At 38.2% G+C, this 24,647-nt stretch carries 21 protein-coding genes; 16 read left to right on the top strand and 5 right to left on the bottom strand.

The genetic code is table 11. The features are described 5' to 3' along the window. Nucleotides 1-4: 4 nt before the first annotated feature. From ACOXY8_RS03880 to ACOXY8_RS03825, 12 genes are all read left to right on the top strand, one after another. On the top strand, nt 5-1,876 hold the full coding sequence (locus ACOXY8_RS03880; protein WP_458330233.1) for a cytochrome c oxidase subunit I: 1,872 nt from the start codon (nt 5-7) through the stop codon (nt 1,874-1,876). Next, nucleotides 1,860-2,945, top strand: a complete 1,086-nt coding sequence (locus tag ACOXY8_RS03875; RefSeq protein WP_458330232.1) for a COX15/CtaA family protein — start codon at nt 1,860-1,862, stop codon at nt 2,943-2,945. The genes ACOXY8_RS03880 and ACOXY8_RS03875 overlap by 17 nt, the downstream gene beginning before the upstream one ends. Next, complete coding sequence (gene cyoE / locus ACOXY8_RS03870; protein ID WP_458330231.1) at nt 2,946-3,842, top strand: heme o synthase; 897 nt, start codon at nt 2,946-2,948, stop codon at nt 3,840-3,842. Between the two features lies 1 nt (nt 3,843). Next, on the top strand, nt 3,844-4,425 hold the full coding sequence (locus ACOXY8_RS03865; RefSeq protein ID WP_458330230.1) for a cytochrome c oxidase subunit 3: 582 nt from the start codon (nt 3,844-3,846) through the stop codon (nt 4,423-4,425). A gap of 24 nt (nt 4,426-4,449) precedes the next feature. After that, nucleotides 4,450-5,214 carry a cytochrome c oxidase subunit 3 gene (locus ACOXY8_RS03860; protein WP_458330229.1) on the top strand — a complete coding sequence of 255 codons (765 nt, stop codon included), beginning with the start codon at nt 4,450-4,452 and terminating at the stop codon, nt 5,212-5,214. A gap of 22 nt (nt 5,215-5,236) precedes the next feature. Then, nucleotides 5,237-5,578 (top strand): cytochrome C oxidase subunit IV family protein, encoded by a 342-nt coding sequence (locus ACOXY8_RS03855; RefSeq protein WP_458330228.1) that lies wholly within the window; start codon nt 5,237-5,239, stop codon nt 5,576-5,578. An 88-nt stretch (nt 5,579-5,666) separates the two neighbouring features. Continuing rightward, the gene (locus tag ACOXY8_RS03850; protein ID WP_458330227.1) at nt 5,667-6,329 is read left to right on the top strand and encodes an SCO family protein; all 663 of its coding nucleotides are present in this window, start codon (nt 5,667-5,669) and stop codon (nt 6,327-6,329) included. Nucleotides 6,330-6,340: 11 nt separating this feature from the next. Next, nucleotides 6,341-6,880 (top strand): DUF420 domain-containing protein, encoded by a 540-nt coding sequence (locus ACOXY8_RS03845; protein WP_458330226.1) that lies wholly within the window; start codon nt 6,341-6,343, stop codon nt 6,878-6,880. Nucleotides 6,881-6,932: 52 nt separating this feature from the next. After that, on the top strand, nt 6,933-7,196 hold the full coding sequence (locus tag ACOXY8_RS03840; RefSeq protein WP_458330225.1) for a hypothetical protein: 264 nt from the start codon (nt 6,933-6,935) through the stop codon (nt 7,194-7,196). Beyond that, nucleotides 7,162-7,548: a DUF983 domain-containing protein gene (locus tag ACOXY8_RS03835; RefSeq protein WP_458330583.1), complete on the top strand. Its 387-nt coding sequence runs from the start codon at nt 7,162-7,164 to the stop codon at nt 7,546-7,548. Before ACOXY8_RS03840 ends, ACOXY8_RS03835 begins: the two co-directional genes overlap by 35 nt. A 36-nt stretch (nt 7,549-7,584) precedes the next feature. Beyond that, nucleotides 7,585-11,304, top strand: coding sequence for an ATP-binding protein (locus tag ACOXY8_RS03830; protein ID WP_458330224.1), 3,720 nt, complete (start codon nt 7,585-7,587; stop codon nt 11,302-11,304). Then, nucleotides 11,301-14,759, top strand: coding sequence for a hypothetical protein (locus ACOXY8_RS03825; protein WP_458330223.1), 3,459 nt, complete (start codon nt 11,301-11,303; stop codon nt 14,757-14,759). Before ACOXY8_RS03830 ends, ACOXY8_RS03825 begins: the two co-directional genes overlap by 4 nt. Nucleotides 14,760-15,110: 351 nt before the next feature. Here the strand turns inward: ACOXY8_RS03825 and ACOXY8_RS03820 are convergent, their stop codons facing one another. Beyond that, nucleotides 15,111-15,872, bottom strand: a complete 762-nt coding sequence (locus ACOXY8_RS03820) for an ABC transporter ATP-binding protein (protein WP_458330222.1) — start codon at nt 15,870-15,872, stop codon at nt 15,111-15,113. Next, a complete protein-coding gene (locus tag ACOXY8_RS03815; protein WP_458330221.1) occupies nt 15,869-16,597 on the bottom strand; it encodes an MlaE family ABC transporter permease in 729 nt (242 codons plus the stop codon). The genes ACOXY8_RS03820 and ACOXY8_RS03815 overlap by 4 nt, the downstream gene beginning before the upstream one ends. A 91-nt stretch (nt 16,598-16,688) precedes the next feature. Here ACOXY8_RS03815 and ACOXY8_RS03810 point away from each other — a divergent pair, with 91 nt between their 5' ends. The 4 genes from ACOXY8_RS03810 to ACOXY8_RS03795 all read left to right on the top strand — a co-directional run bounded on the left by ACOXY8_RS03810 (nt 16,689) and on the right by ACOXY8_RS03795 (nt 20,078). Continuing rightward, nucleotides 16,689-17,408, top strand: coding sequence for an SDR family oxidoreductase (locus tag ACOXY8_RS03810; RefSeq protein WP_458330220.1), 720 nt, complete (start codon nt 16,689-16,691; stop codon nt 17,406-17,408). A 102-nt stretch (nt 17,409-17,510) separates the two neighbouring features. Continuing rightward, nucleotides 17,511-19,499 (top strand): (E)-4-hydroxy-3-methylbut-2-enyl-diphosphate synthase, encoded by a 1,989-nt coding sequence (gene ispG / locus ACOXY8_RS03805; protein ID WP_458330219.1) that lies wholly within the window; start codon nt 17,511-17,513, stop codon nt 19,497-19,499. A gap of 1 nt (nt 19,500) precedes the next feature. Beyond that, nucleotides 19,501-19,713 carry a DUF6728 family protein gene (locus tag ACOXY8_RS03800; RefSeq protein ID WP_458330218.1) on the top strand — a complete coding sequence of 71 codons (213 nt, stop codon included), beginning with the start codon at nt 19,501-19,503 and terminating at the stop codon, nt 19,711-19,713. Nucleotides 19,714-19,721: 8 nt separating this feature from the next. Then, entirely contained in the window at nt 19,722-20,078 is a 357-nt protein-coding gene (locus ACOXY8_RS03795) for an MmcQ/YjbR family DNA-binding protein (RefSeq protein WP_458330217.1), read from the top strand. Nucleotides 20,079-20,219: 141 nt separating this feature from the next. On the opposite strand, the gene ACOXY8_RS03790 is transcribed toward ACOXY8_RS03795, so the two are convergent. From ACOXY8_RS03790 to ACOXY8_RS03780, 3 genes are all read right to left on the bottom strand, one after another. Beyond that, nucleotides 20,220-21,161, bottom strand: a complete 942-nt coding sequence (locus tag ACOXY8_RS03790; protein WP_458330216.1) for an alpha/beta hydrolase — start codon at nt 21,159-21,161, stop codon at nt 20,220-20,222. Nucleotides 21,162-21,185: 24 nt separating this feature from the next. Beyond that, nucleotides 21,186-24,095, bottom strand: coding sequence for a PAS domain-containing sensor histidine kinase (locus ACOXY8_RS03785; RefSeq protein WP_458330215.1), 2,910 nt, complete (start codon nt 24,093-24,095; stop codon nt 21,186-21,188). A 78-nt stretch (nt 24,096-24,173) separates the two neighbouring features. After that, entirely contained in the window at nt 24,174-24,560 is a 387-nt protein-coding gene (locus ACOXY8_RS03780; RefSeq protein WP_458330214.1) for a response regulator, read from the bottom strand. Nucleotides 24,561-24,647: the final 87 nt, after the last annotated feature.

Below are 24,647 nucleotides of genomic sequence, written 5' to 3'. Positions count from 1 at the left end.
AGTAATGGCAACATCAAACGCAATGGCGCACAGTCACGAAGCTGAACATGATCACGATCATGAGCACAGTGATAATTTCTGGACAAAATACGTTTTCAGTACTGACCATAAAATGATTGCAAAGCAATTCCTGATCACAGGTTTGCTTTGGGCTTTTCTTGGCGGTGCACTATCAGTAATATTTAGATTACAGCTAGGTTTTCCTGATATGGATCTTGGATTCCTCCGTACCTTCTTAGGTAAATGGATATCAGCAGATGGCCAGTTGGATCCTGAATTTTACTTAGCATTAGTTACAATGCATGGTACCATCATGGTATTCTTTGTATTGACAGCTGGCTTAAGTGGTACTTTTAGCAATTTCTTGATTCCATTACAAATTGGAGCAAGAGACATGGCATCAGGATTTATGAACATGCTTTCTTACTGGTTCTTTTTCCTTTCCAGTGTTATCATGTTTACTTCTTTGTTCTTGGAAACAGGTCCTGCAGCGGGAGGTTGGGTAGTTTACCCACCACTAAGTGCATTGCCACAAGCGATACAAGGAAGCCAAATGGGTATGACTTTATGGTTAATAGCCATGACCTTCTTTATTGTCTCTACATTGTTGGGTGGCATCAACTATATCGCTACAGTAATTAACATGAGAACAAAAGGAATGTCATTCTCAAGACTTCCACTTACTATCTGGGCATTCTTCCTTACTGCTATTATTGGTTTACTGTCTTTCCCTGTATTGTTAGCCGCAGCTCTTTTATTAGTATTTGATAGAAGTTTTGGTACAAGTTTTTACTTATCTGATATCTACATTAATGGCGAAGCACTTTCTAACACAGGTGGTAGCCCAATATTATATCAACACCTTTTCTGGTTCTTAGGTCACCCTGAGGTATATATTGTATTATTACCAGCATTGGGTATTACATCCGAAATTATTTCAACTAACTCTCGTAAGCCAATCTTTGGTTATAGAGCGATGATTGGTTCTATGTTGGGTATTGCGGTACTATCATTTATAGTATGGGCTCACCACATGTTTGTTACAGGCATGAACCCATTCTTGGGTACAATTTTCATGTTCTTAACATTGATCATTGCCATACCTTCAGCTGTTAAGGTTTTCAACTATTTGACAACACTCTGGCGAGGTAATCTTGTGTTTACTACAGGTATGTTGTTTTCAATTGGACTAGTATCATTCTTTATTTCCGGAGGTCTTACAGGTATTTTCTTAGGAAATGCAGCGGTTGATATCCAGCTTCATGATACATATTTTGTAGTTGCTCACTTTCACCTTGTAATGGGTAGCGCATCATTCTTTGGTATGATGGCGGGTGTTTATCATTGGTTCCCTAAAATGTTTGGTAGAATGATGGATCCTAAATTGGGTTACATCCACTTCTGGGCGACATTCATTGGTGTTTATTTGGTTTTCTTCCCAATGCACTACATCGGTATTGCAGGCTTCCCAAGAAGATATTATTCTTTTACATCATTTGATGCATTTAGCTCATTTACTGATTTGAATGCATTTATAAGTGTCGCTGCTATTCTAACTTTCTCTGCTCAGTTGATTTTTGCTTTCAACTTCTTCTACAGCATATTTAGAGGGAAGAGAGCAACTGCCAACCCATGGAGATCGAATACTCTAGAGTGGACTACACCGATCAATCCTGGACATGGTAACTGGGTAGGTGAAATTCCAACAGTATATCGCTGGCCATACGATTATAGTAAGCCAGGTGCACCTGATGATTTTATTCCACAAAATGTTCCATTTTCAGATACAAGGGAAAGTAACTTCCCTCACGAGAACGATATGATTCCTACGGAAAAAGAATGGGATGAGATTGTAGTGGATGAGCCAGCTCATTAAATTACCGAGCCTTAAAAAAATTAGTTTTCTTACTGTACTAGCTGTTTATTTTCTTATTGCAGTTGGTGGAATTGTAAGAAGTACTGGATCGGGAATGGGATGTCCTGATTGGCCTAAATGCTTTGGGAACTGGGTGCCTCCAACAGAGGCTTCCCAGCTACCACCAGATTATAAAGAGCATTATGCCAGTTTAAGAGCTGAGAAGAATGAACGTTTCGCTCTATATCTTGATAAGTTTGGTTTTGTTGAACAGGCAGAATTGATCCGAACAGATGAATCAATCTTAGTCGAAGAGGATTTTAATGCAGCTAAGACCTGGACAGAGTATGTGAATAGACTAATTGGGGCCTTAATTGGTGTTTTTATTATTCTCACTTTTCTATCTTCGATCAAAACCTTCAAGACAAAACCTAAGCTGACATATTTATCATTCTTTATAGTGTTGTTGGTTGGTTTTCAGGGTTGGATTGGCTCTATAGTAGTATCAACAAATTTGCTAGAGTGGATGATTACCATTCACATGCTACTAGCAATAGCAATAGTTTTATTGCTTATATATATCTACCAGCAATCGAAAGAAGATACTGGTAGTAAACTTAAAAAAACTAGTTATTTGAATAGAGCTAGTTGGTTTATAGTAATTTGTATGGTTTTAACCACTGTACAAGTTGTATTAGGTACACAGGTAAGAGAGATGGTAGATCAGGTTTCTAATTTATTAGGAGAAGCAAATCGGCATCTTTGGATTGATTCATTAGGATTGAATTTTAAAATCCATAGATCATTTTCGATTTTAATTTTGATAGCCCATTTCTTTATGTTTAAATATTTGTTTGCAGCTACAGAGAAGAATAGTGGGTTTAGATCAACATTTTTTCTACTTGCAGCAGTTGTATTACTTGAAATTTTTAGTGGAGTAATTATGGCTTATTTTGCCATTCCTCCCGCATTACAACCAGTTCATTTATTATTAGGAACTGTGGCTATTGGGATTCAGTTTTTCATTCTTCTTGAGTTGAATAAGTTTTATCAACCAGTAAAAATGAAAGATTCTTTAATTTATTCATAAATGAGGTCAACAACTGAGCAGTTATCATTTACAGATATTCTCCTTGATAAGGTGAAGGCATATCCTGTATTATTAAAGGCACGATTGTCCTTTGTTGTTTCTTTCTCATCTGCCTTTGGCTATATTTTGGGAACTGGTGGTGTTATAGATTGGCAAACTCTCATAGCTCTTTTTATTGGTGGGTTTTTAGTATCCGGCGGGGCTGGGGCAATCAATCAAGTGTTGGAATCAGATCTAGATGGACTGATGAAGCGAACGCTCAACCGCCCTATTCCGATGGGTAGAATCGGTAAGCAAGGTGCAATTACTTTCGCCGCGATTGTGTCTCTTTCAGGCTTGGCCTTATTGAGTATTTACACAAATCCTCTTACTACCTTTTTAGCATTCCTATCTTTAGTGCTTTATAGCTTTGTATATACCCCGCTCAAAAGAGTTGGCCCAATTGCCGTATTTGTGGGTGCTATTCCGGGTGCGATGCCTCCACTATTAGGATGGGCTGCTGCTACAGGAATGATCGGACATGAAGCATTAATTATTTTCGGCATACAATTTATCTGGCAGTTTCCTCATTTCTGGGCAATTGCTTGGGTAGCTGATGAAGATTATAAGAAAGCTGGCTTCAAACTATTGCCTTCTGGCGGTGGTAAAGACTTCAACACTGCAATTCAAATAATGATTTATACATTATTCTTATTGCCTTTAGGCCTATTACCGTCATATTTCGGATTAACAGGAATTAACTCGGCAGTAGTAGTGACACTTTGTGGAGTACTTTTCCTGGCAACAACTTTTAATCTGATGCGCGATCATTCAAGAAAATCCGCACTCTGGATTATGTTTAGTTCATTCATTTACTTACCTGTTGTACAGATTGCTTACCTTTTAGATATGATGTAGTATGACAAGTGATTATAAATTGACCGAAGAAGCATTACCAACCTACTCAATGAACCCTAAAAAGTTTATTTTGTGGCTTTTTATTGTTTCTATAGTGATGATTTTTGCAGCACTAACGAGTGCTTATATTGTAAGACAGGCCGAAGGAAATTGGTTGCAATTCGAAATGCCAACGATGCTTTATATAAGCTCTGTGGTGATTTTATTAAGCAGTGCAACTTTACATTGGTCTTACCTTGCTGCCAAGAAAGATAAATTGGCAAATCTTAAAATAGGGATCATCATTACGACCATTTTAGGTTTTATCTTTTTAGCTACACAATTCGAGGCTTGGAAAGAGCTTGTAGCAATGGATGTGTATTTTGTAGGCAATCCTGCCGGCTCATTTCTATATGTTCTCACAGGATTACATGCCTTCCACCTAATTTTTGGTGTGATATTTTTGATTATTGTGTTAATTTCGTCCTTCAGAGATAAGGTGCATTCGAAGAACCTAAATCTTATGGAAATGGGAGCCACTTTTTGGCATTTCCTAGGAGGACTTTGGATTTACTTATTTTTGTTTTTATTACTCAACCATTGAACCTAATCGATTGAATTAATTGTAATGGCAACATCTACTGGAATTAAACTTAAAAGGAGTATTTGGGATGGAGGAACATCTCCTCTAAAAGCCAGCTATGGAAAACTGATGATGTGGTTTTTCTTGCTATCAGATACTTTCTCATTTTCTGCCTTATTAATTACTTACGGCGTAATTCGTTTCACTTATCCGGCCTACCAAGGCGAAGCTGCGGATTTTGTGGCTTCTCCAGAATACTGGCCGATTCCTGAAATGATTTATGAAGCTTTCCCTTTCCTACATGGTGTTCACGCACCTTTGGCTTTCGTAGGTTTGATGACTTTTATTTTGATTTTGAGTTCTGTTACAATGGTATTAGCCGTTGAAGCTGGCCACAGAATGGATCGTAAAGGTGTAGTGAAATGGATGCTTTGGACGATTATTGGTGGTATTACTTTCCTAAGCTGTCAGGCTTGGGAATGGTCTCACTTTATTCATGGAACTGAAGCTGGAACTTTCGGTAGATACTTTGTAGAAGGTGAGTGGAAGGAAATTCTGGTTCACGGAGCCAATCTTTCGTATAATGAGTATGGGCCACCTGCATTTGCAGCCTTATTCTTTTTTATCACTGGTTTTCACGGTACACACGTGTTAAGTGGTGTTATATTAAATATCATAATTTTTTATAATGCTGCAGTTGGAACCTACGATAGAAGAGGCCATTACGAAATGGTAGAGAAAGTAGGCCTTTACTGGCACTTTGTAGATTTAGTTTGGGTATTTGTTTTCACATTCTTCTACCTTATCTAATCACCACTAAAAACCAGAAATCATGAGCTCAGAAAATACAAACAATATAGTAGTACAACCTGCCGATCCAGCCAAAATTAGAAAAATCTGGAAAGTAGCACTTCTTCTAGGCGTAGTTACAGCAATCGAATTCGTGTTTGCCTTTACCATGCCAAGAGGCCTTTTACTGTATGCAATTTTCATTGGTCTTACATTCGTGAAGGCGTTCTATATAATTGCAGAATTCATGCACCTTAAGCATGAGGTTAAATTCCTAATTTGGTCAATTGCTTTACCAGTAATTTTCGTGATTTGGTTGATTATTGCTCTTCTCTATGAAGGTAGTGGGATTTATGAAATCCGGGAATTGATGAATTTCTTCTAAAGAAAAATTCAACGCTAATAATATTGGGCTAGGGGACAACCTTAGCCTATTTTTTTGTGTTAACCTTGAAACCTGAAATCAGCTTCAAATGCGTAAGGAAATAAAAATCATTGTATTAGTAGTCCTGCTCATATTACCTGTTGCAATAGCAATTTTCCTAATATCTTTTGGTGAGAATGAGTACGAACTAGATGTCTATTATCCGGATGGCGTTATCTCTACAAATACCTTTTGCAATTACGTTGAAGGTGAGCAACACTATATTCCTAATTTCAATTTGATAGATCAGGATAGCTCGACTATTACACAAGCGAAACTAGAAGGTAATATTACAGTTGTAAGCTTTTTCTTCACTAGCTGCCCAACTATTTGCCCCACTATGAATTCTGAAATGCTAAGAGTTCAGGAAACTTTCGAAGGAAATGAAAATATCCAAATGGTATCTTTTTCTGTAGATCCTGAATATGATACACCATCAGTGTTGCGGGAATATGGTGGGAGGTTGGGTGTAGACCATAGCCAATGGAGTATGGTTACTGGCCCACGTGAGGATATTTATATGCTAGCTCGTTGTGGTTTTATATTACCAGTAGAGCATGGCGGAAATGATCCTTATGAATTTATCCATAGTGAGAAATTCATCTTGGTGGATCGTGAAAAGAGAATCAGAGGCTATTATGATGGTACATCTAGAAAAGATGTAGACAGACTTATAATTGAAGCGCAAGTGTTAATGACGGAATACGAATAAATTCAATGAATATGGAAGTTTTGCAAAATGAAAAGAAGTCAGTAAGACTCATTACTATACTTTCTGTTTTTATACCAGTAGCTGTTGCAATATTAATTTTCATGCCTTTCAGACTAGATTTGGGCAGCGATTTCGTTTATTTCCTCCCGCATTTGAATGGTGTGATCAATTCGGCGACATCTTTAATTCTTATTGCTGGTTTTATTTTTATTAAAAACAAGCAAAAGGAATATCACCGTGCCTCAATGACTGCAGCCTTTATTTTAGGCTCCATTTTTCTGGTTTCTTACATCGTATATCATGCAAGTGCCGAATCCACTTCATTTGGTGGCGAAGGTTGGGTGAAATCTGTTTATTATTTTATACTTATCTCGCATATCATCTTAGCAGCTATTGTTGTTCCATTCGTGCTTTTCGCTTTCTATTATGCGTTGAAAGGAGATTTTACAAGGCATAAGAAAGTAGTAAAATATACCTTTCCAATCTGGCTTTATGTGTCCATTACTGGGGTTGTCGTATATTTGATGATAAGTCCATATTATTCTTTTTGATAAAGAACTCTATCTGAATTAAGGCTGTTGATTTGAGTATAATGAAGCCATTATGAAACTTGCAAAAAAAGTGTTTTTCTTATCTATTTTTACGGTTTTAGCATCTACAATAGGAGCCTTTGCCCAATGTGCTATGTGTAGAGCTACTGTAGAAACTAGTATGGCCGATGGAGACGTAACCATTGCGGCTGGCTTGAATACCGGAATATTTTATCTATTAGCAACTCCATATATCGTAATCTCTGTTATCGCATATTTGTGGTACAAAAAAAGTCGTGAAAATGCCAAAAAGGTCAAGGCTGTCCGCTATCGCTAAGGGCAAATGCCCTCGTTGCCGCCAAGGCGATATGTTCGTTTATCCTCATTTGAATTATTTGCATTTCAAAGAAATGAATGAATCTTGTCCTCATTGCAACCTAAGGTATGAGCAAGAACCAGGATTTTTCTATGGAGGTGCTATGTACTTTTCTTATGCCTTCTCGGTGGCTCTATTTGTTACCGTTTTTGTGGCAATGAATTTTTTATTCGAAAAGCCTCCTCTTTATGCCTATGTAGGTGTTGTGATAGGAATCAACCTACTTTTATTCCCTTTAATGTTCCGCTATGCACGAATTTTGTTTCTCCATTTATTTGGGGGAGTGAAATATCAAGCGAAATACGAAATTTGATTTATTTTTTAATAATTTCCCTAATTGCGAATCAGTATGGGGAAATATAGCATTAAGCAGATTCCTGGAATAAAATATTTAAGCTTAGCATTGCTTAGCTTAATACTTGCTGCCCTTTTCCGTTTTATAATTATTGATTTGGCTTTTAATGAGGCTACTATCGCCAGTAATTTGCAAGCTGATATCGAAAGGGAGCTATCCAAATTAGATGCAGATGCCGTAAAGGTACTGGAAGAACTAAGCCAGCGTACCATGGTTCGGGAAATGAATCCCATTGAAACTAATTATCCCTATTTTATTTTTCAAGGTGGTGCGTTGGAGTTTTGGTCGGCATACAATTATGTACCAAACTACTATGACCTCGATGGTATTTTAGATGTAGGCTTACTCAGAGCTCGCAACGGCTATTATCTTGCAAAGCGCATCAATCCTCCTGCTGACGACTATCGTAGCACTGAAATATTCTTTCTAGTTCCCGTATTTTGGAGTCCAGGTATCGAAAATCAATACTTAAGATCAAGCTTTAATCCCGCATTGATTAGAAGCAATTACTTCACAATTCTGGAGGATCCATCCGTTTTTAACGAAAGGAATATCTTTTACAATGACACTTATTTGTTTTCGATATCTTTTCCGGCAGGCTTCAGAGGAGCAAACCCAATATTCAATATCTTATCTCTTATACTCAGCTTATTCAGCCTTCTTTTTCTGGTACTGTTCTTCCAAAAAGTACTGCAATACTTCAATCGAAGGGAGCATTACTGGACTGGCTTTTTCTTTTTATTGATTGCTCTAAGCGGCTTTCGAATAGCAATGCTATATGGAAATTTCCCATTTTCTGCTTCACAAATGGGCTTGTTTAACCCGCAAAACTATGCTTCTTCATGGTTTAACCCTTCGCTAGGTGATTTGCTTTTGAATGTAGCAGCATTGACATGGCTGGCACTTTACTTAATGAAGGTTTTCTTTAAGTCAAGTTTTTTTCGATTCTTGAAAAGAAGATCTACATCATGGTCCATAATTTTTATTTTTCTGTTAGGAATTTTTTCCTTTATCAGTTTATTAAGTGTATTTCATTACGCCCAAAATATCTCTGCTCACTCTAATTGGAGCTTGGACATTACCTCCAGCCTCAATATCTCTTATTTAAGGGTGACTAGTTTTTTGATATTATTCCTTCTCGGTGGAGTTTATTTTGTAACGACGCATTTGTTCTATAGAGCCTGTCAAATCAAATCTCGTGAGTCTCGCTCCTTTAATCAACTGTTTTTGTTAGGTGGCTTAGCTCCTTCATTTTTGGCGCTTATAATTTTGCCTTCTGGCTGGCCGGTTACTTTAATTCACTCATTGTATTTGATTATTCTACTATTCTCCAAAGTGCCTGAACTACTGGGTAAAAGAGGCTATTTCTCTTTCTCTTATATTCTAATTACTTGTATGGCTGTTTCAGCAGCAGGGAGTTCTGGCGATTTCAATTATCAGCATATTCAGCAATCAGCAGAAATGCAGCAATTGGGAGAACAACTTTTGATGGAGAACGATCCATTGGCTGAGTATATGCTCAATGAACTGAGTTATAAAATTGAAGACGACATTTTCATCCGTAATCGCTTGCTCAATCCTTATTTGAGCAATGATGTAATTGAACAAAAAATAAGACGAACCTACATTCTTAATGATTTCGATAAGTACGATGTGAAAATTCATCTTTTCGATAGTCGTGGATTTCCTTTATTGGAAAACTCCGTGGATCTTACTTTTTCTCAATGGTTAAGAACTTTTGCTCTGGAAGAATTCAAGACCGATTATATGAATATCTATTTGGTGCCAGATCAAGGTTTATCTTTTTCAAGAAGATATATTTCCTATATCAATTTGCAGAGCGGTGATAATTTCAACTTAGGTTATGTGGTGGTGGAACTGTCACGTAAACGCTTTTTTGCAAATACTGTATACCCCGAGTTATTAGTAGATGTCGCAGTTTACGATCAAAATCTTGAGCGCAAATATGACTTTGGTATTTATAAAAGTGGCCTATTAGCTCAATCTGGGGGCATTTATTCTTATCCTAGATATCTATTCAATACGCCGTTTGAGCAGGCAAATACAAGCGAAAGCGACATAATAGTTGATAAGTACAGGCACTTTACATTCACAGGCAATGAAAAGGTGGCCGTAGTTTCTACACCAATATTGCCTTTCCGTAATTGGTTGGCAAATTTCTCATTACAATTCCTGCTTTTAGTTTTTATTATCTTTTTGATAATAGCCATTTACAATCTAAAAGTGGTAAGGAAGTCTACAACGGTAAGTTATGTTTCTAGAATACAGTTGTATCTCAATTTGGCATTCTTTATTCCACTGATTGTTGTCAGCATTACTACTTTAAGCAGAATTAATTCCGTTTCGCGGGAGGAGATTACTGAAAATTATTACAAGAAAGCTGAATCCGCCACCAATAATTTATCTAGTGCAATAGACACTTATGGTGTAGGAAATATAAGCCAGGACGAACTCACCGAAAACGTATTTAATCTGTCCAGAATTCTGGAATCAGATATCAATATTTTCAGTATTGATGGCCGATTGATCACCACAAGCCAGCCATCCATTTACGAGAATTACCTACTCTCCAGATACATAAACCCACGGGCAAAGAATATAATTGTAAACGAAGATAGAAATCGAGTGATTCTGGAAGAATCTATTGGAACACTTAACTTTAGGACTGTTTATCGCCCTATTCGATCATTCGAAACGGGAAATATTATTGGGCTTTTGAGCATGCCATTTTTCGAATCGGCTACCGATTTGGAAAGTCAGCAATCCTCTGTTCTTTCCAATATTTTAATCACTTTCACGGCAATATTCATTTTCTTTTTGGTGATTGCCTATTTGGTTTCGGAAGTGCTCACACATCCTTTCCGCTACATAGCTGATAAAATCAAAAAGACCTCTTTATCCTCATTGAACGAGCCTTTGGAATGGAAAAGTGATGATGAAATTGGGCTGATGGTAGCGGAATATAATCGAATGCTAATAAATCTTGAGCGTAATAAGGAAGCTCTAGCCAAAACAGAAAAGGAATCTGCATGGCGGGAAATGGCGCAACAAGTAGCGCATGAAATTAAGAACCCACTCACACCGATGAAGCTTACCTTGCAACAAATGCAAAGAGTAATTGCTCTAAAAGATCAAGACAGATTGCTGAATTTGGATAAGCAGGTGAAAACCTTGCTCACCCAAATCGATAATCTGAGTGAAATTGCCTCTTCATTCTCTGCTTTTGCGCAAATGCCAACTCCAAAAGCAGAGCTTTTCGATATAGTTGTATTACTCAAAGAAACCTCCCGCCTTTTCCAAAATGATCCCAAGGTCACATTACATGAAGATATTCGCGAAAAAAGCATGTGGGTAATTGCGGATCGGAAATTATTCAGCCGTATTTTTTCAAATTTGATAATCAATGCCATTCAAGCAACCAAAGATGATCAAAAAGCAGAGGTAACTGTTCTACTTAAAAAGTTGCAAAATCATAAAGTAATCGTAAGTATAAAGGACAACGGTAGTGGAATTCCAGAAGAGATTCAAGACAAAATTTTCCTCCCAAGTTTCAGTACCAAAGCAAGTGGATCAGGCCTAGGTTTGGCCATGGCAAAGCACGGAGTGGAGAATGCAAAAGGATCGATTTGGTTTGATTCTAATTCAGAATGGGGAACCGTATTTCATATAGAGCTACCAATAGCACGAAATTGATTAAGAAGCTGATTTTCAGTTTTCTTATTGTGCTGATGCATGCCAGCTTCCTATATGCTCAAGAGGATAACAGACGCTGCGTACAATTCCGGCATAGCGAACAGCAAATGATAATAGATAGTGTGCTGATCGAGCCAAATTCCCTCATTATTACAGATAGATACGGCGACACACTAGCCCATCGGTTTAGTACCGAATCCAGAACTCTTGAATTAGAAAAATTGCCTGACAATGAGCCAATTCTATTATGTTTTAGAATTTTGGCTTTGCCAGATAGACTGGACTCTCGATATACCTTGCAAACCGATAGCTCCAAAATAGTTGAGCAAATTCCCACAACATCCAGCGGCTTAGTAACATCGCGGGAGGAATTATTTTCAACCGGCGATATTGAAAAAACTGGTGTTCTGAGTCGTGGAATCACCTTTGGTAATACCCAAAATGTGTTTGTCAATTCCGTCCTCAACTTGCAAATGGAAGGCGCACTTACGGATAATTTATTTCTGCGAGCTGCCATCACCGATCAGCGAGTGCCATTCCAGCCGGAAGGCAATACACTGCAAATTCAAGAGTTCGATCGAGTATTTTTGGAGGTTTATAATGATAATTTTTCGCTCACTGCTGGGGATGTGGTCTTCCAAAATCCAGAATCTAACTTTTTGCGCTACTACAAAAACGTACAAGGAGGTCTATTTCGAAGCAACTATAAAATCGGCGAGAAATCAGAAGCCAATACGTATGTAGGCGCCTCTCTTGCCAAAGGGAAATTTGCATCTACAGTAGTGGAAGCCCTCGAAGGAGTTTCAGGTCCATACCGACTTCGTGGTCCAGAAGCGCAGCGATTTATTGTGATTATGGCCAATTCCGAAAAAGTATTTGTAGATGGCCGCCTTTTGCAACGTGGCTTCGATTATGACTATGTAATTGATTATAATCTAGCCGAGATCACTTTTATGCCCAAAGTGCTGATCACCCGATACACACGAATTAGAGTCGATTTCGAATATGCTGATCAGAATTTTAGTCGTAGCATAATCACTGCGGGCCATTCCCAGCAATTGGGAAAATTCGAGTTGTATGGAAATTTCTATCGAGAACAAGACAACCGAAATCGTCCGTTATTGACGGAGCTTTCTCTTGCAGACCAAGAATTACTAAGCGAAATCGGTGATAATATTGACGCTGCATTTCGGGAAAGTGCCACACCCCAGCCTTTCAATCCCAATCAGATCCAATATATCGAAAAAGATACATTACTTACTGATGGACAACAATTTAGAGTTTATGCTCGTGCTACTTCAGAATCACAGCAAGTGTATTCAGTTTCATTCACTGAAATAGGGCAGGGCGGAGGCGATTACCGAATTCGTCGGACTACCGAAAATGGCCGAGTATTCGAGTGGGTGGCACCACAAAATGGAAACTCTATTGGAAACTATGCACCAATAAACACCTTGCCGGTTCCAAATAAGCGTGAAATGGCAACTTTTGGCACTCGTTGGAATGTAAGCGAAAAAGATCAATTGTATGTGGAAACTGCTTTTTCCACCAGAGATAGGAATCTATACTCCGAAATTGACAATGAGAATAACAGTGGTCAAGCGATTAAGCTGGGTTATGAAACCTCCCGTCGACCTATTTCACTTTGGCGGGAATACTCCCTTTCTGCCAATGCCAATGCCGAATACAATAGCAAGGATTTTCAATTTATAGATCGCCTTCGTTCCATCGAATTCGACCGAGATTGGAGTTTGGATCCTCGTGTCAATTTGACGCCAGCCACAGAACAAATTTTCACCTCCCAAGCCAATCTCGTAGCTGATGGTGACCGGAATATCCTTTACCAATTCGTAGCTCGAAATCGAGGTGATGTGGTGAATGGAATTCAACAAACAATGCAGATAAATGAGCGATTTGGTCCTATTCGTCTTCAATCAGATGCCTTTATAATGCATAATAGTCAAGAAACTCGCGATGCTGAATGGAATCGAGCCAAAATTGATTTGTCCTATAGAAATGCATTTTTGTCGCCTGGATATAGATATGAGGTAGATAGAAATGCTGTGAGAGCAGTGAATAGAGATTCGGTCATAAGTACTGCGATGAATTTTATGGAACAGATGATTTATCTGGAAAGTCAAGATACGGCTAAGGTTCAATTCCGAGTTTCGCAGAGTTGGCGGGAGGATAAATTACCGTTTTTTGGTGAGCTCAGTCCGGAAAGTCGAGCGCAGAATTCGCAAGTGAATTTGCAGTCCCATGGAAAATCTCAAGATGTCAATTTGGTGCTTACCTATCGGCAATTAGAAAATTTGTTGCCAATAGCGGAGGAACGATGGGAGCAAACCTTATTAGGCAGGATCGATTGGTTGGGCAATTTTTGGGATAACAATATGCGATCAGAACTTTCTTATCAGGTAGGAGATGGTCGAGAATTGCTACGAGAATTTATCTTTCTGCAAGTGCCAACCGGAGAAGGTACTCATACTTGGCGAGATGAAAATGGTGATGGCATTCAAGATTTGAATGAATTCTATGAGGCGATCAACCCAGATGAAAAAAATTACATAAAGGTTTTTGTGCCTACGGATGAATACACTCGGGCGTTTACACAAAATTTCAATTACCGATTGAATATCAGTCTCCCACAAGCTTGGAAAGAAGCAGGAGGATGGAGGGCTTTTGCTTCCCGCTTTTCCAATATCAGCAGCTATGCATTAGATAAGAAAATCACCGACGATAAAATTGCCGCCCGATTACTTCCTTCCATTGGTATTTCCAATCAAGAAGATATTCTTTCTTACCGAAAACTCATTCGAAGCAGTTTTTTCTTCAATCGAGCAGTGGCAAAATATGGAGCTGATTTCAATATTCAACAAAGTGAAAGACAGCAACTACTCACCCAAGGATTTGAGGAATTTAGAAATAATGAATACCGCCTAAATATGCGCTACAGTATTGATGGAGAAGTGAATGTGCTATTTGGACTTTTTAATGGACAAAAATCCACCGTTTCGGATTTTTTGAGTTTGCGGAATTATACCATCGAAAGCAGAGGATATAAGCCGGAACTGAGCTGGCAGCCAAGTCTACAAATGAGGATTTCGGCAAGTTATGGCAATACCTATCGAGAAAATAGGCTATCTGCCGAAGGCCTTGATGAGTTTGCCAGAATCAATGAATGGATGTTTGATTTTAGGTTTATGAAGGTGAATAAAACTACACTTTCAAGTAATGTTCGCTATCTGAATATCGATTTTGAAGGGATAGAAAATAGCCCTGCTGGTTATGAACTATTGCAAGCTTTACGACCTGGCAATAATTTCACATGGTCGCTTGCCTTAACCCAACGTTTACTGAATGGTCTACAAATTGGCCTAAATTACGAGGGTCGAAAATCACCCAACCAAACCATGATCCACACCGGCAGAATGCAGGTGAGCGCTTTGTTTTAATTCTACTTCTAGATTCTCGTAATTTCCTTTCTTTGTGTATACTCTCGCTGAGTCGCAAAGCCGCAGAGGTTTTGCTTCTTTGCGCCTTATGCGCCTTCTCGAGCTATTCTACTCATCTAGGATACTTCTTTGCTACTCACTCAGAGCTAATCAGCGTAATCTGCGGGAGAAAATTGCCCGTTTATTTCACAGAATGACGCCGAAAATCCTTGAAGTAATATCAAAGAAAATCCCTGCCCTCCTAGGTGGGATAGTTTATCATTTAATCAACCTAATTATAGTTCAGACATTCTCCGCGAACTCAGCGTCTTTCCTCTGGGTTCTTTGCGTTTAATCTCTTCTTTCCCAAAATCAATTTTCCCGCTTCCCTTCTCTATAAGTTTGCATTAATGTATTTGCAAAGAAGAAATCATTTAGAATCTCAAGATTAGATTTCATAATTGAATCTCTGTTGCCTTCCCATACTTTCTTGGCATTGGCCAGGTAGAGTATTTGATCGCCAAGCTCAATCACAGAATTCATATCATGCGTTACCACAATAGTTGTTATATCATATTCCTGAGTGATTTCTCGAATCAGATAATCGATTTTGAGTGAAGTAGCAGGATCAAGTCCAGAATTAGGCTCATCGCAAAAAAGATATTTGCTACTATTGACAATGGCACGAGCAATACCCACCCGCTTTTTCATCCCCCCGCTTATTTCAGAGGGCATTTTAGTATTAGTATTTTCAAGTCCAACCCTTTTCAAACAGAAATTTACTCTGTCCATTTTCTCGTCCATTGGCATTTTGGTCAATACATCCAATGGAAAGCGCACATTCTCCTCAACCGTTTTCGAATCAAACAAGGCACTACTTTGAAACAACATCCCTATTTCTCTGCGAATATCAGTTTTTAAGTCTCGATTTGCTGTGATCAGATTTCGTTCATCAAATAAAACTTCCCCTTCATCTGGAGGAATTAAACCCACTATACATTTAAGCAGAACGCTCTTTCCCGATCCACTTGCACCAATGATCAGATTGGTTTTTCCTTTGTGAAATTGCCCATCAATCCCATCTAAGACGAGTAATTTGCCGAAACTCTTTTTTATGCCCTTGATCTCAATCATAATAGTAATTGGGCTAAAAGGTAATCGGCTAATAAGATGGCAATACAGCTACTAGTAACAGCTTGAGTACTCGCTCGACCTACCTCCAATGCACCGCCACGTGTGTAAAAACCTTTATATGCAGCAATGGAAGCAACCAAGAAAGCAAAGATTAAAGCTTTGATCATCATAAAAGTGACCATGTATTCATTGAATTGTGAGCGAATGCCATAAATATAATCGGCACCTGTAACAACTCCAGTAATGGTCGCTGCCAGATACCCACCACCTATTGCTAAGAAAGCTGCAATAATCACTAGTACCGGAAACATAATAACAGAAGCTACTATTTTAGGCAGCACCAAATACGAACCGGCATTAATTCCCATCACCTCCAAGGCATCTATTTGCTCCGTAATTCGCATAGTGCCCAACTCACTAGCGATATTCGATCCAACCTTCCCGGCATATACAATCCCAATAATCGTTGGTGCCAACTCCATTATAGTCAAATCACGAACAACTAAGCTCACTATATAATTGGATATCAACGGACTCACTAAATTGTAGGCAGTCTGCAAAGTGGAAACTGCGCCCATGAAAGTGGATACAATGGCAATAAGCACTAAGGAATTCCAACCAATACTTACAGCTTCGCTCAGCGTTAATTTAAAGTAAGTGCCAAAGCTTTCCCTATTTTTGAACAGGTGAAAAATGAAAATGAAGTACTTACCTAGTGAAGACATATTGATTAATTTGGCATCAAGTGAACGAAATTACATTATTTTGCTTGTAATAATGTTCTCTCAATGACAATTTCAACAATAACGAATATTCATGCAAAATTCAGATAACAAATTAGTCGTAGTAAGTGGTGGAAGCAAGGGAATAGGCAAAGCTATATTGATGAAATTCGCATCAGAAGGATTTGATATAGTTACTTGTTCGCGCGGTTTAGACAATCTAGCAAAGCTGAAAGACGATATTTTATTGAAATATCCAACAGTGCAAGTACATACTTTTCAAGCCGATTTAGGTGTAAAGGAACAAGTATTTGCCTTCGTAGATTTCGTAAATAGACTCAAACGCCCCATCGATGTATTGGTGAATAATGCAGGGCTATTCCTACCAGGCACCATTCACGACGAGCGGGAGGGAAATTTAGAGTTTTTGATCAATGCCAACTTGATGAGCGCTTATCACCTCACGAGAGGCTTGATTGATCAAATGAAAGAACGAAAAAGTGGCCATATTTTCTTTATGGCTAGCACAGCAAGTATTATGGCCTACCCAAATGGCGGTTCATATTGCGTATCTAAATTTGCATTACATGGCTTTGCCAAAGTAATTCGTGAGGAAATGAAGCATCATGGCGTGCGGGTTACATCCGTAATGCCTGGAGCAACATTTACTTCCAGCTGGGAAGGTGCAGGAATGCCCGAAGGGCGCTTTATGAAATCAGAAGATGTAGCAGACGTAGTATTCAATGCCTACTCAATTTCTGATCGAGCAGTGGTAGAGGAACTGATCATGCGCCCGCAATTAGGAGATCTTTAAGGCTTTAAATATTATTTCAGCTATTCTATACCTTTCATTTTTAACAATTCCCGTATTTAAAGGTTATTTTTGCATTAGCTTCAAACATTCATTTTTGGATTCATGTCATTAGCAACATCAAGCATTTCAGAGCTTAAAAAATACTGTAACAGTTTAGTTTCCTACAACAGAAGACAGACTGTAGAAGTACAAATTGGGAACCTCAAAATAGGAGGGAACAACCCAATAGCTGTGCAGTCAATGACAACAGCCGATACGCTGGATACTGCTGGCACAGTGGCTCAATCACTACGAATGGTGGAGGCTGGATGTGAGCTAGTGCGCGTAACGGCTCCAAGTATGAAGGAGGCGGAGAATCTTCGCAAAATCAAAGCTGAATTGCGTAAGCATGGTTGCGATGTGCCCTTGGTTGCAGATATTCACTTTACACCCAATGCAGCCGAACTTGCTGCACGAATCGTAGAGAAAGTCCGAGTGAATCCGGGAAATTATGCCGACAAAAAGCGATTTGAAGAAATAGAATATACAGACGAAAGCTACCATGCCGAGCTGGATCGTATTCGCTCCAAATTCACTCCGCTAGTAAATATTTGCAAAGAACATGGCACTGCCATGCGCATCGGAACCAATCACGGCTCCCTTTCAGATAGAATTATGAGCCGCTATGGAGATACTCCACATGGCATGGTGGAGTCGGCATTAGAGTTTTTGCGCATCTGCGAAGACTTGAATTTCTACAATATCGTGCTCAGTATGAAGAGTAGCAACCCACAAGTAATGGTGCAAGCCTATAGATTGCTTGTGCAGAAAATGGATGAAGAAGGATTGAAGCCTTATCCATTGCATTTGGGTGTAACAGAAGCTGGTGATGGCGAAGATGGCCGTATCAAATCAGCTATGGGAATTGGCACTTTGCTGGAAGATGGCCTTGGTGATACGGTGCGCGTGTCACTGACCGAAGAACCTGAATTTGAAATGCCTGTTGGTAGAAAACTGGTTGAGCGATATACTCATAGAGCAAATCATAAAGCTATCCATCCGATTGAAAATGCTCCTTTCAATCCATTCGAATATGAACTCCGAGATACGCATGAAGTTGCCAATATTGGCGGTGGAAATGTGCCTAGAGTAATTGCAGATCTTAGCACAATTGCTGACCCTCAATATCAAGATTTGAAAGCCATCGGTCATTTCTATTTGCCTGAATTGGATAAATGGAAAATGAATGACCAAGGCGTAGATTATGTATATGCTGGGACAAAGTCATTGGGTTTTATGCTGCCAAATGGCTTAAAAGAAATACTTGACTATCCAGTTTGGAAGCAAGTTGAGGATAAGAAAAATGCCTTTCCACTATTCACCAAAGAGGAATGGAAGCGGGAGGATAAGCAAGCCCATAACCAAATGAATTTCATTCGCTGGGATGCAGCAGATTTAGCAGATATTGAACTTCTAAAAACCAGCCAAAATATAGTTTTACTACTTGAGAGCAGCAATGAACATGCAATGCCCGAAATGAGACGCTTCTTTTTTGAGCTAGTAAATTTGGGTGTCACTATACCAGTAATAACCTTCCGCTCATATGCAAATGTAGATGATGAGGAGGCAAGCATTTTACATGCATCTACGGACATTGGTGGTTTGTTAATCGATGGTTTTGGTAATGGTATTATGCTCTCTTCAACTCATTTGAATAATATAGATAAGGTAGCATATCTCTCTAAAATCAAAGGTCTAAATCAATTGTCTTTTGGGATTTTGCAAGCTTCCCGTACGCGAATTTCGAAGACAGAGTATATTTCATGCCCTTCTTGTGGACGTACATTATTCGATTTGCAAGAAACAACTGCAATGATCCGAAAAAGGACAGAGCATCTAAAAGGATTGAAAATTGGTATAATGGGTTGTATTGTAAATGGTCCCGGCGAAATGGCTGATGCTGATTTTGGCTACGTAGGCTCAGGTCGTGGAAAAATTACTCTCTACAAAGGAAAGGAAGTGGTGAAAAAATTTGTTCCCTCTGAGAATGCAGTGGATGAACTTATTGACATTATAAAAGAAGATGGACGTTGGATTGAACCAGAAAATTAACATGGAAAATAAAGAGCAGAATAGTAGTGGGTCTTGGAAAGAATATTTTCAATTGGGTGATGTACTTTCCTATTTTACAAGGGTATTTAAGAAACCGGATCCAAACAAACCGGCCAATTTTAATTTGCGAATGATGCATGGGATCAATAAAATTTCGATCCTTATGTTTTTATTTGCACTTATTGTAATGCTAACCCGATGCGTAACCCGCTAATATGAAAAATGGATATTGAGTTTTATCGAGACTATTGCTTACAGAAGCCTGGGGTTACCGAATCCTTCCCCTTCGATGATAAGGTGTTGGTATTTAAGGTAATGAACAAAATATTTGCCCTGGCCGATGTAGATTTATTTGAAAGTATCAACTTGAAATGCGATCCCGAAAGAGCGGTGGAATTACGAGAGAGTTACCCAGCAGTGCAGCCCGGTTATCATATGAACAAAGCTCATTGGAATACAATATCAATGGATGGCTCACTATCCGACCAAATGCTCTGCGAACTAATTGACCATTCCTACGACCTGATAGTAGCAAGCCTTCCCAAAAAACTCAAACAGGAATTAGATGAAATGGGATGAGGATTAAGGCCTTTAAGTTTCTAAGCTCAGTGCAGGCTCACCTTATTGTTGCTGGCACGAGCGTGTCGGTCGTGTCTCCTCTCGTTAATCATTTAAATTCATTTACTTATATAAATAAAAAATCATCAAGAATATAACACCTCATTTTATCTTCCCAAAAAAAGCCTTCAACCCAGCTTTCAAATCATCATCTAATGGCAAGGTAGGATCACCATAAACTGGTAATTGCTTAGCGAGCACCTTCTCCTCAACCGTTTTCAATACATGATTCATTTTAGGTGCATACAGGTAATCTGCACTAGGTAAGGCATTTTTTAATACTTCTCCATTTGGATCATCCACTTGTACATCCATCCCACCTTGGACTATCAACACAGGCATATCCAATTTGGCAATTTCTACCGCGGGATCATATTTAAATAAGGTAATCAGATAGGGCTGAACACTTGGCCTAAAAAGACTAAAAAGGAATTGAGGTACTTCTTCTTCCATCTCACCTGCTTTGAGTTTTGCCATTATGGCCAACGAAGGTTCAAGAACCATTGGTGGTTGTGCTTCAAGTTGCTTGGCAATAACTTCATCAAGAGGAAAGCCACCCCCAGCTAAAGAAATAAATCCATCTGCCTCGCATCTTTGCACAGCAATCATTCCTACAAGCGATCCTTCGCTGTGGCCTGCAATCAAAACTTTTTCAAAGTTCTTTTCAGTCTTCAGAAATTTAACCCATTCAGCAGCATCGTTGATATAATCTTCGAAGCTCATATCTTCTTCCTTGGCTCCGGTTTGGCTTTGGGCAATTCCTCTTTTGTCTATTCGCAGACTAGAAATTCCTTCTTCGCCCATAAATTCAGCCAAGTATTTGAGGGAATTATTTTTTCCTTGAAACAATGGCGAATTTCCATCTCGATCTGTCGGACCAGAGCCTGGAATTATAAGGATAGCAATTGAACTTCCTCCCGCAGCATTTAGTAAAGTGCCATGCAAGGTTGCACTGTCATACTCTATGCTTACTGCTTCTTCATTTTGCGCAAACACAAAAACTTGGGTGAAAAAAATGAAACCTACTAACAAGCTAATTTTCATGGTTTATGGCTTTAATAATATTAATCATCTCTTCAGAAAAACACTAAAAGTAGTTCCTTCATTCACTTTGCTACTTACTTCTATTTTTCCTCCCATAGCTTCAGTTTGGGTTTTGATCATATAAAGACCTAAACCTTTACCTTCAATGTGATGATGGAATCGCTTGTATAATCCAAATAGGCTAGATTGAATTTGCGGGAGGTTCATTCCCAGGCCATTATCACTAACTACTATTTCGATAAACTCTCCTTTATCCAATATTTTTATTTCTATTCTTGGCTTAATATCCGGTTGTCTATATTTAATTGAGTTATTTATTAAGTTATATAAAATACTTTGGAAGTAACCTGGAATAGTCAATAAACCTTCAACTTCTATCTGATCAAAAATTATTTCAGCATCGTTCTTTTTGATTTCTTCTTTAAGTTCATTGATTATTTTTTGGAATACTATTTCAAACCTGACATAAGTCTTGGTTTGGTCAAAATTGTCTCGAATATCCAAGATATTATTGAGGTCATTAATTACATGATCCAATTCCACTATAGAATTTCCAATGTAATCAATCAATTCATCTCTTTCTTTTCCGTCTATATCATCCATTGCCATTAAGGCATATAGGCCGAGGATGTTTGCGACAGGCTTGCGGACATTATGAGATACAATGTAGGAAAACTGCTTTAAGTTAGTGTTTTGCTTAGTGAGTTCATCAATCAGCTTAATGCGTTCATCCTCCCTCAATTTTTTATCAGTAATGTCAGATTCTATGGCTATCATTTTTTTAACTTCACCATCCTTATTCAATATAGGCGTTATATTGATACCTAGCCAAAGGTGATTGCCAAATTTGTCATGCGTGAATAATTCTATTGAAAAGGATTTTTTACTTTCTAGCTTTTTGAAATACTGACTCACAGTGCTCATGGCTGTTTCGGAACCAAACAGAAATGAATTTCTAGATTGGCCTATCACTTCATCTAGCGTATATTTTGTTATTCTTGTAAAGCCCTCATTCACCCACTCAATTATTCCATTAGCATCCATTATCACTACACCATTTACCGTTTTGGAGGCAACGAGCGATAATTTTTCAAGTTCTTTTTGATATTTCTTATTTTCGGTAATGTCTGTGGCACTAAATACTACACCGGTAATGGTATTCGAGTCGCTATAAGCTGGGTTATAGTTTAACGCAAGATGTCGGATTTCATCATTAACTTTTATGCTAGTTTGTGTTTCAGTTGAAATGCCTTTTATGGCCTTCTCGAAGTATTGCGAAAAGAGATTAATCTCCTTTTCATGAATAATTGAAGTGAACTGTTGCCCTTCCTCAATTTTGATTCCTTGTCTCAAAAATAGGTTTTTTGCTTCAAGATTTAACTTAAGAATAGTTTGCTCTCTATTTAATAGGAAAAACGCCTGTGAGGTATTGTTCAGCAGTGAATTTAAAGTAAACTCAGACTCTTTTATAATCTGCTCCTTAATTTTCTCGGCCGTTACGTCTTGCATAATTCCACCTAGCCTAATGGGTTTGCCTTTATCATCAAACTCCATTTTGCCAGAATCTTCTACCCATTTAGTTTCTCCATTTGGCGTGATAATTCGATAAATTTCAAAAAAAGGTTTCCCTTTTTTAGCATCCTCCATAGCCTTACTTACTCGCTCTCTGTCAAGCGGGTGGATGATCGTTTTCACAAACTCTGGTGATGAAAGGAACGGTGCTCGTTTTGGAATATTCAATAGTTTAGATATAGGCCCAGTTCTTTGCATTGTACCAGTATCCAAGTGATACACCCAACTGACCATATTTGCCGACTCAAGAGCGTATTTTAGTAAATCTGTTTTTCTTTTGAGTTCAGCTTCTTTATCCTTGATTTCAGATAGATCTGTGCCAACACCCACAAAGCCAATTAGTCTTCCCTTTTTATTATAAATGGCCGATGTTGTTACCAAATAGCTAAGCAGATCGCCATCTTTTTTACGCATTTTGGTTTCAATACTCACAGACTCATTGTTGTTCAATCGCTTGCCTAGCTGGAAAAAAAAGGCATCTAACTCTGAGGATTTTTCAAATACTTTTAGAATATTCTGACCAATTAATTCTTCAGGTTTATAGTCAAGTACCTGGCATGTGTATTCATTTACAAAATTGATGATGCCATTCAAATCGCAACTAATAATACCTTGGCCTATACTATCAATAATTTTTGCTTGAAAGCTTTGGCTTTCCATAGCGAGATATTGCTCAGTGATATCAGTTCCTGTACATGCAAAATATTGAATGGAGTCCGTCTCATCTGATTTGGGCTCAAAGGTAATCTGGTAAATTTTTTTTCCTATGCCTTCAAAAGTGATATGGAAATTGAATTTCACGATTTCCTTACTTTCTGAACACTTTTGTAGTTTCTCTTTTAAGAAACTAGCCGTTTTTGGATTGAAAAGCTGATTGATTTTATTTCCAATAATTTGATAGTCAGACCAATATTCCGCTTCTGCTCTACCAAGACTAGCCTCTACTATTTCATATCTTCCTTTTTCTACAAGCTTAAGAATTACTACAAAATTTTGGTTTTTCTTTAAGGTCTCAAGATGGATTAATTTAGAACTGTCTATTGTGCTTATCTGATTGATATATAAAAGCTTTACTTGCAATCCTTTCCATTGAATTGAGTTTTCGAGGATGTCTTCTTCCCTCAGGCTAAATATGTTTTGCGAAGGGTTTAGATGAGTTTCAGGGTAATTAAGAATTTGGCAAAACTCAGCTTTATAATTTTCACCAAGATTAGAAATAAGATGTTCTGGAAAGAAATACCTTGACCTAAATGATTGGTTGGCACAAAGGATTTTTTGCTGGCTTTCGTCATAAATCCACATTGGCAGTGGATTCAACTCAAATAAAATATTTTCGGTACTATTTTCCTCTGGGCTTTTCATTTCTAGCAGCCTCTAATGTCGGGAAATATGCCCAATAATCTAATTATAAAAGTATATTTCTGACAGGTTAATCAGCTTCTAAACGGCCTGGTTAATCGTGGCTCGGATTATTTCTAAATTTCCGTCCATTAAGGGTTTTGTGAAAAAGCCCTTTACATCTTTGTAAGCTTCAGACCTGTTTTTATCTCTTGGATCGATTGAGGAAGTAAGAATAAAGATGGTGGTCTTGATGTTAAGAAATTGAAATTTCTCTAAAAACTGCCATCCATCAATCTCAGGCAAATTGAGATCTAATAATATTGCAGCTGGAGTTTCACCTTCAATTTCAGCTAAAAAATCAAGCGCCTTAGAAGCACTAGTGAAGCTATAACTGTTTGATGAGATCCCTTTTATCTGAAGAATCTTCTCGCAAATCAAGTTATTGATTGGGTCATCGTCGATTATTAAAACCTCTGGAACACTCATGCCATTAAAAAATCAATTAAATATCATAGGTTATTTAAATAATGAGCTAAATATACTAATTATTCTTGATTCCAATTCATATAAGAT

The organism is Peijinzhouia sedimentorum (assembly GCF_049340005.1).
GTDB lineage: Bacteria > Bacteroidota > Bacteroidia > Cytophagales > Cyclobacteriaceae > CAXBDP01.
This window is presented reverse-complemented; position numbering and strand designations above follow the sequence as displayed.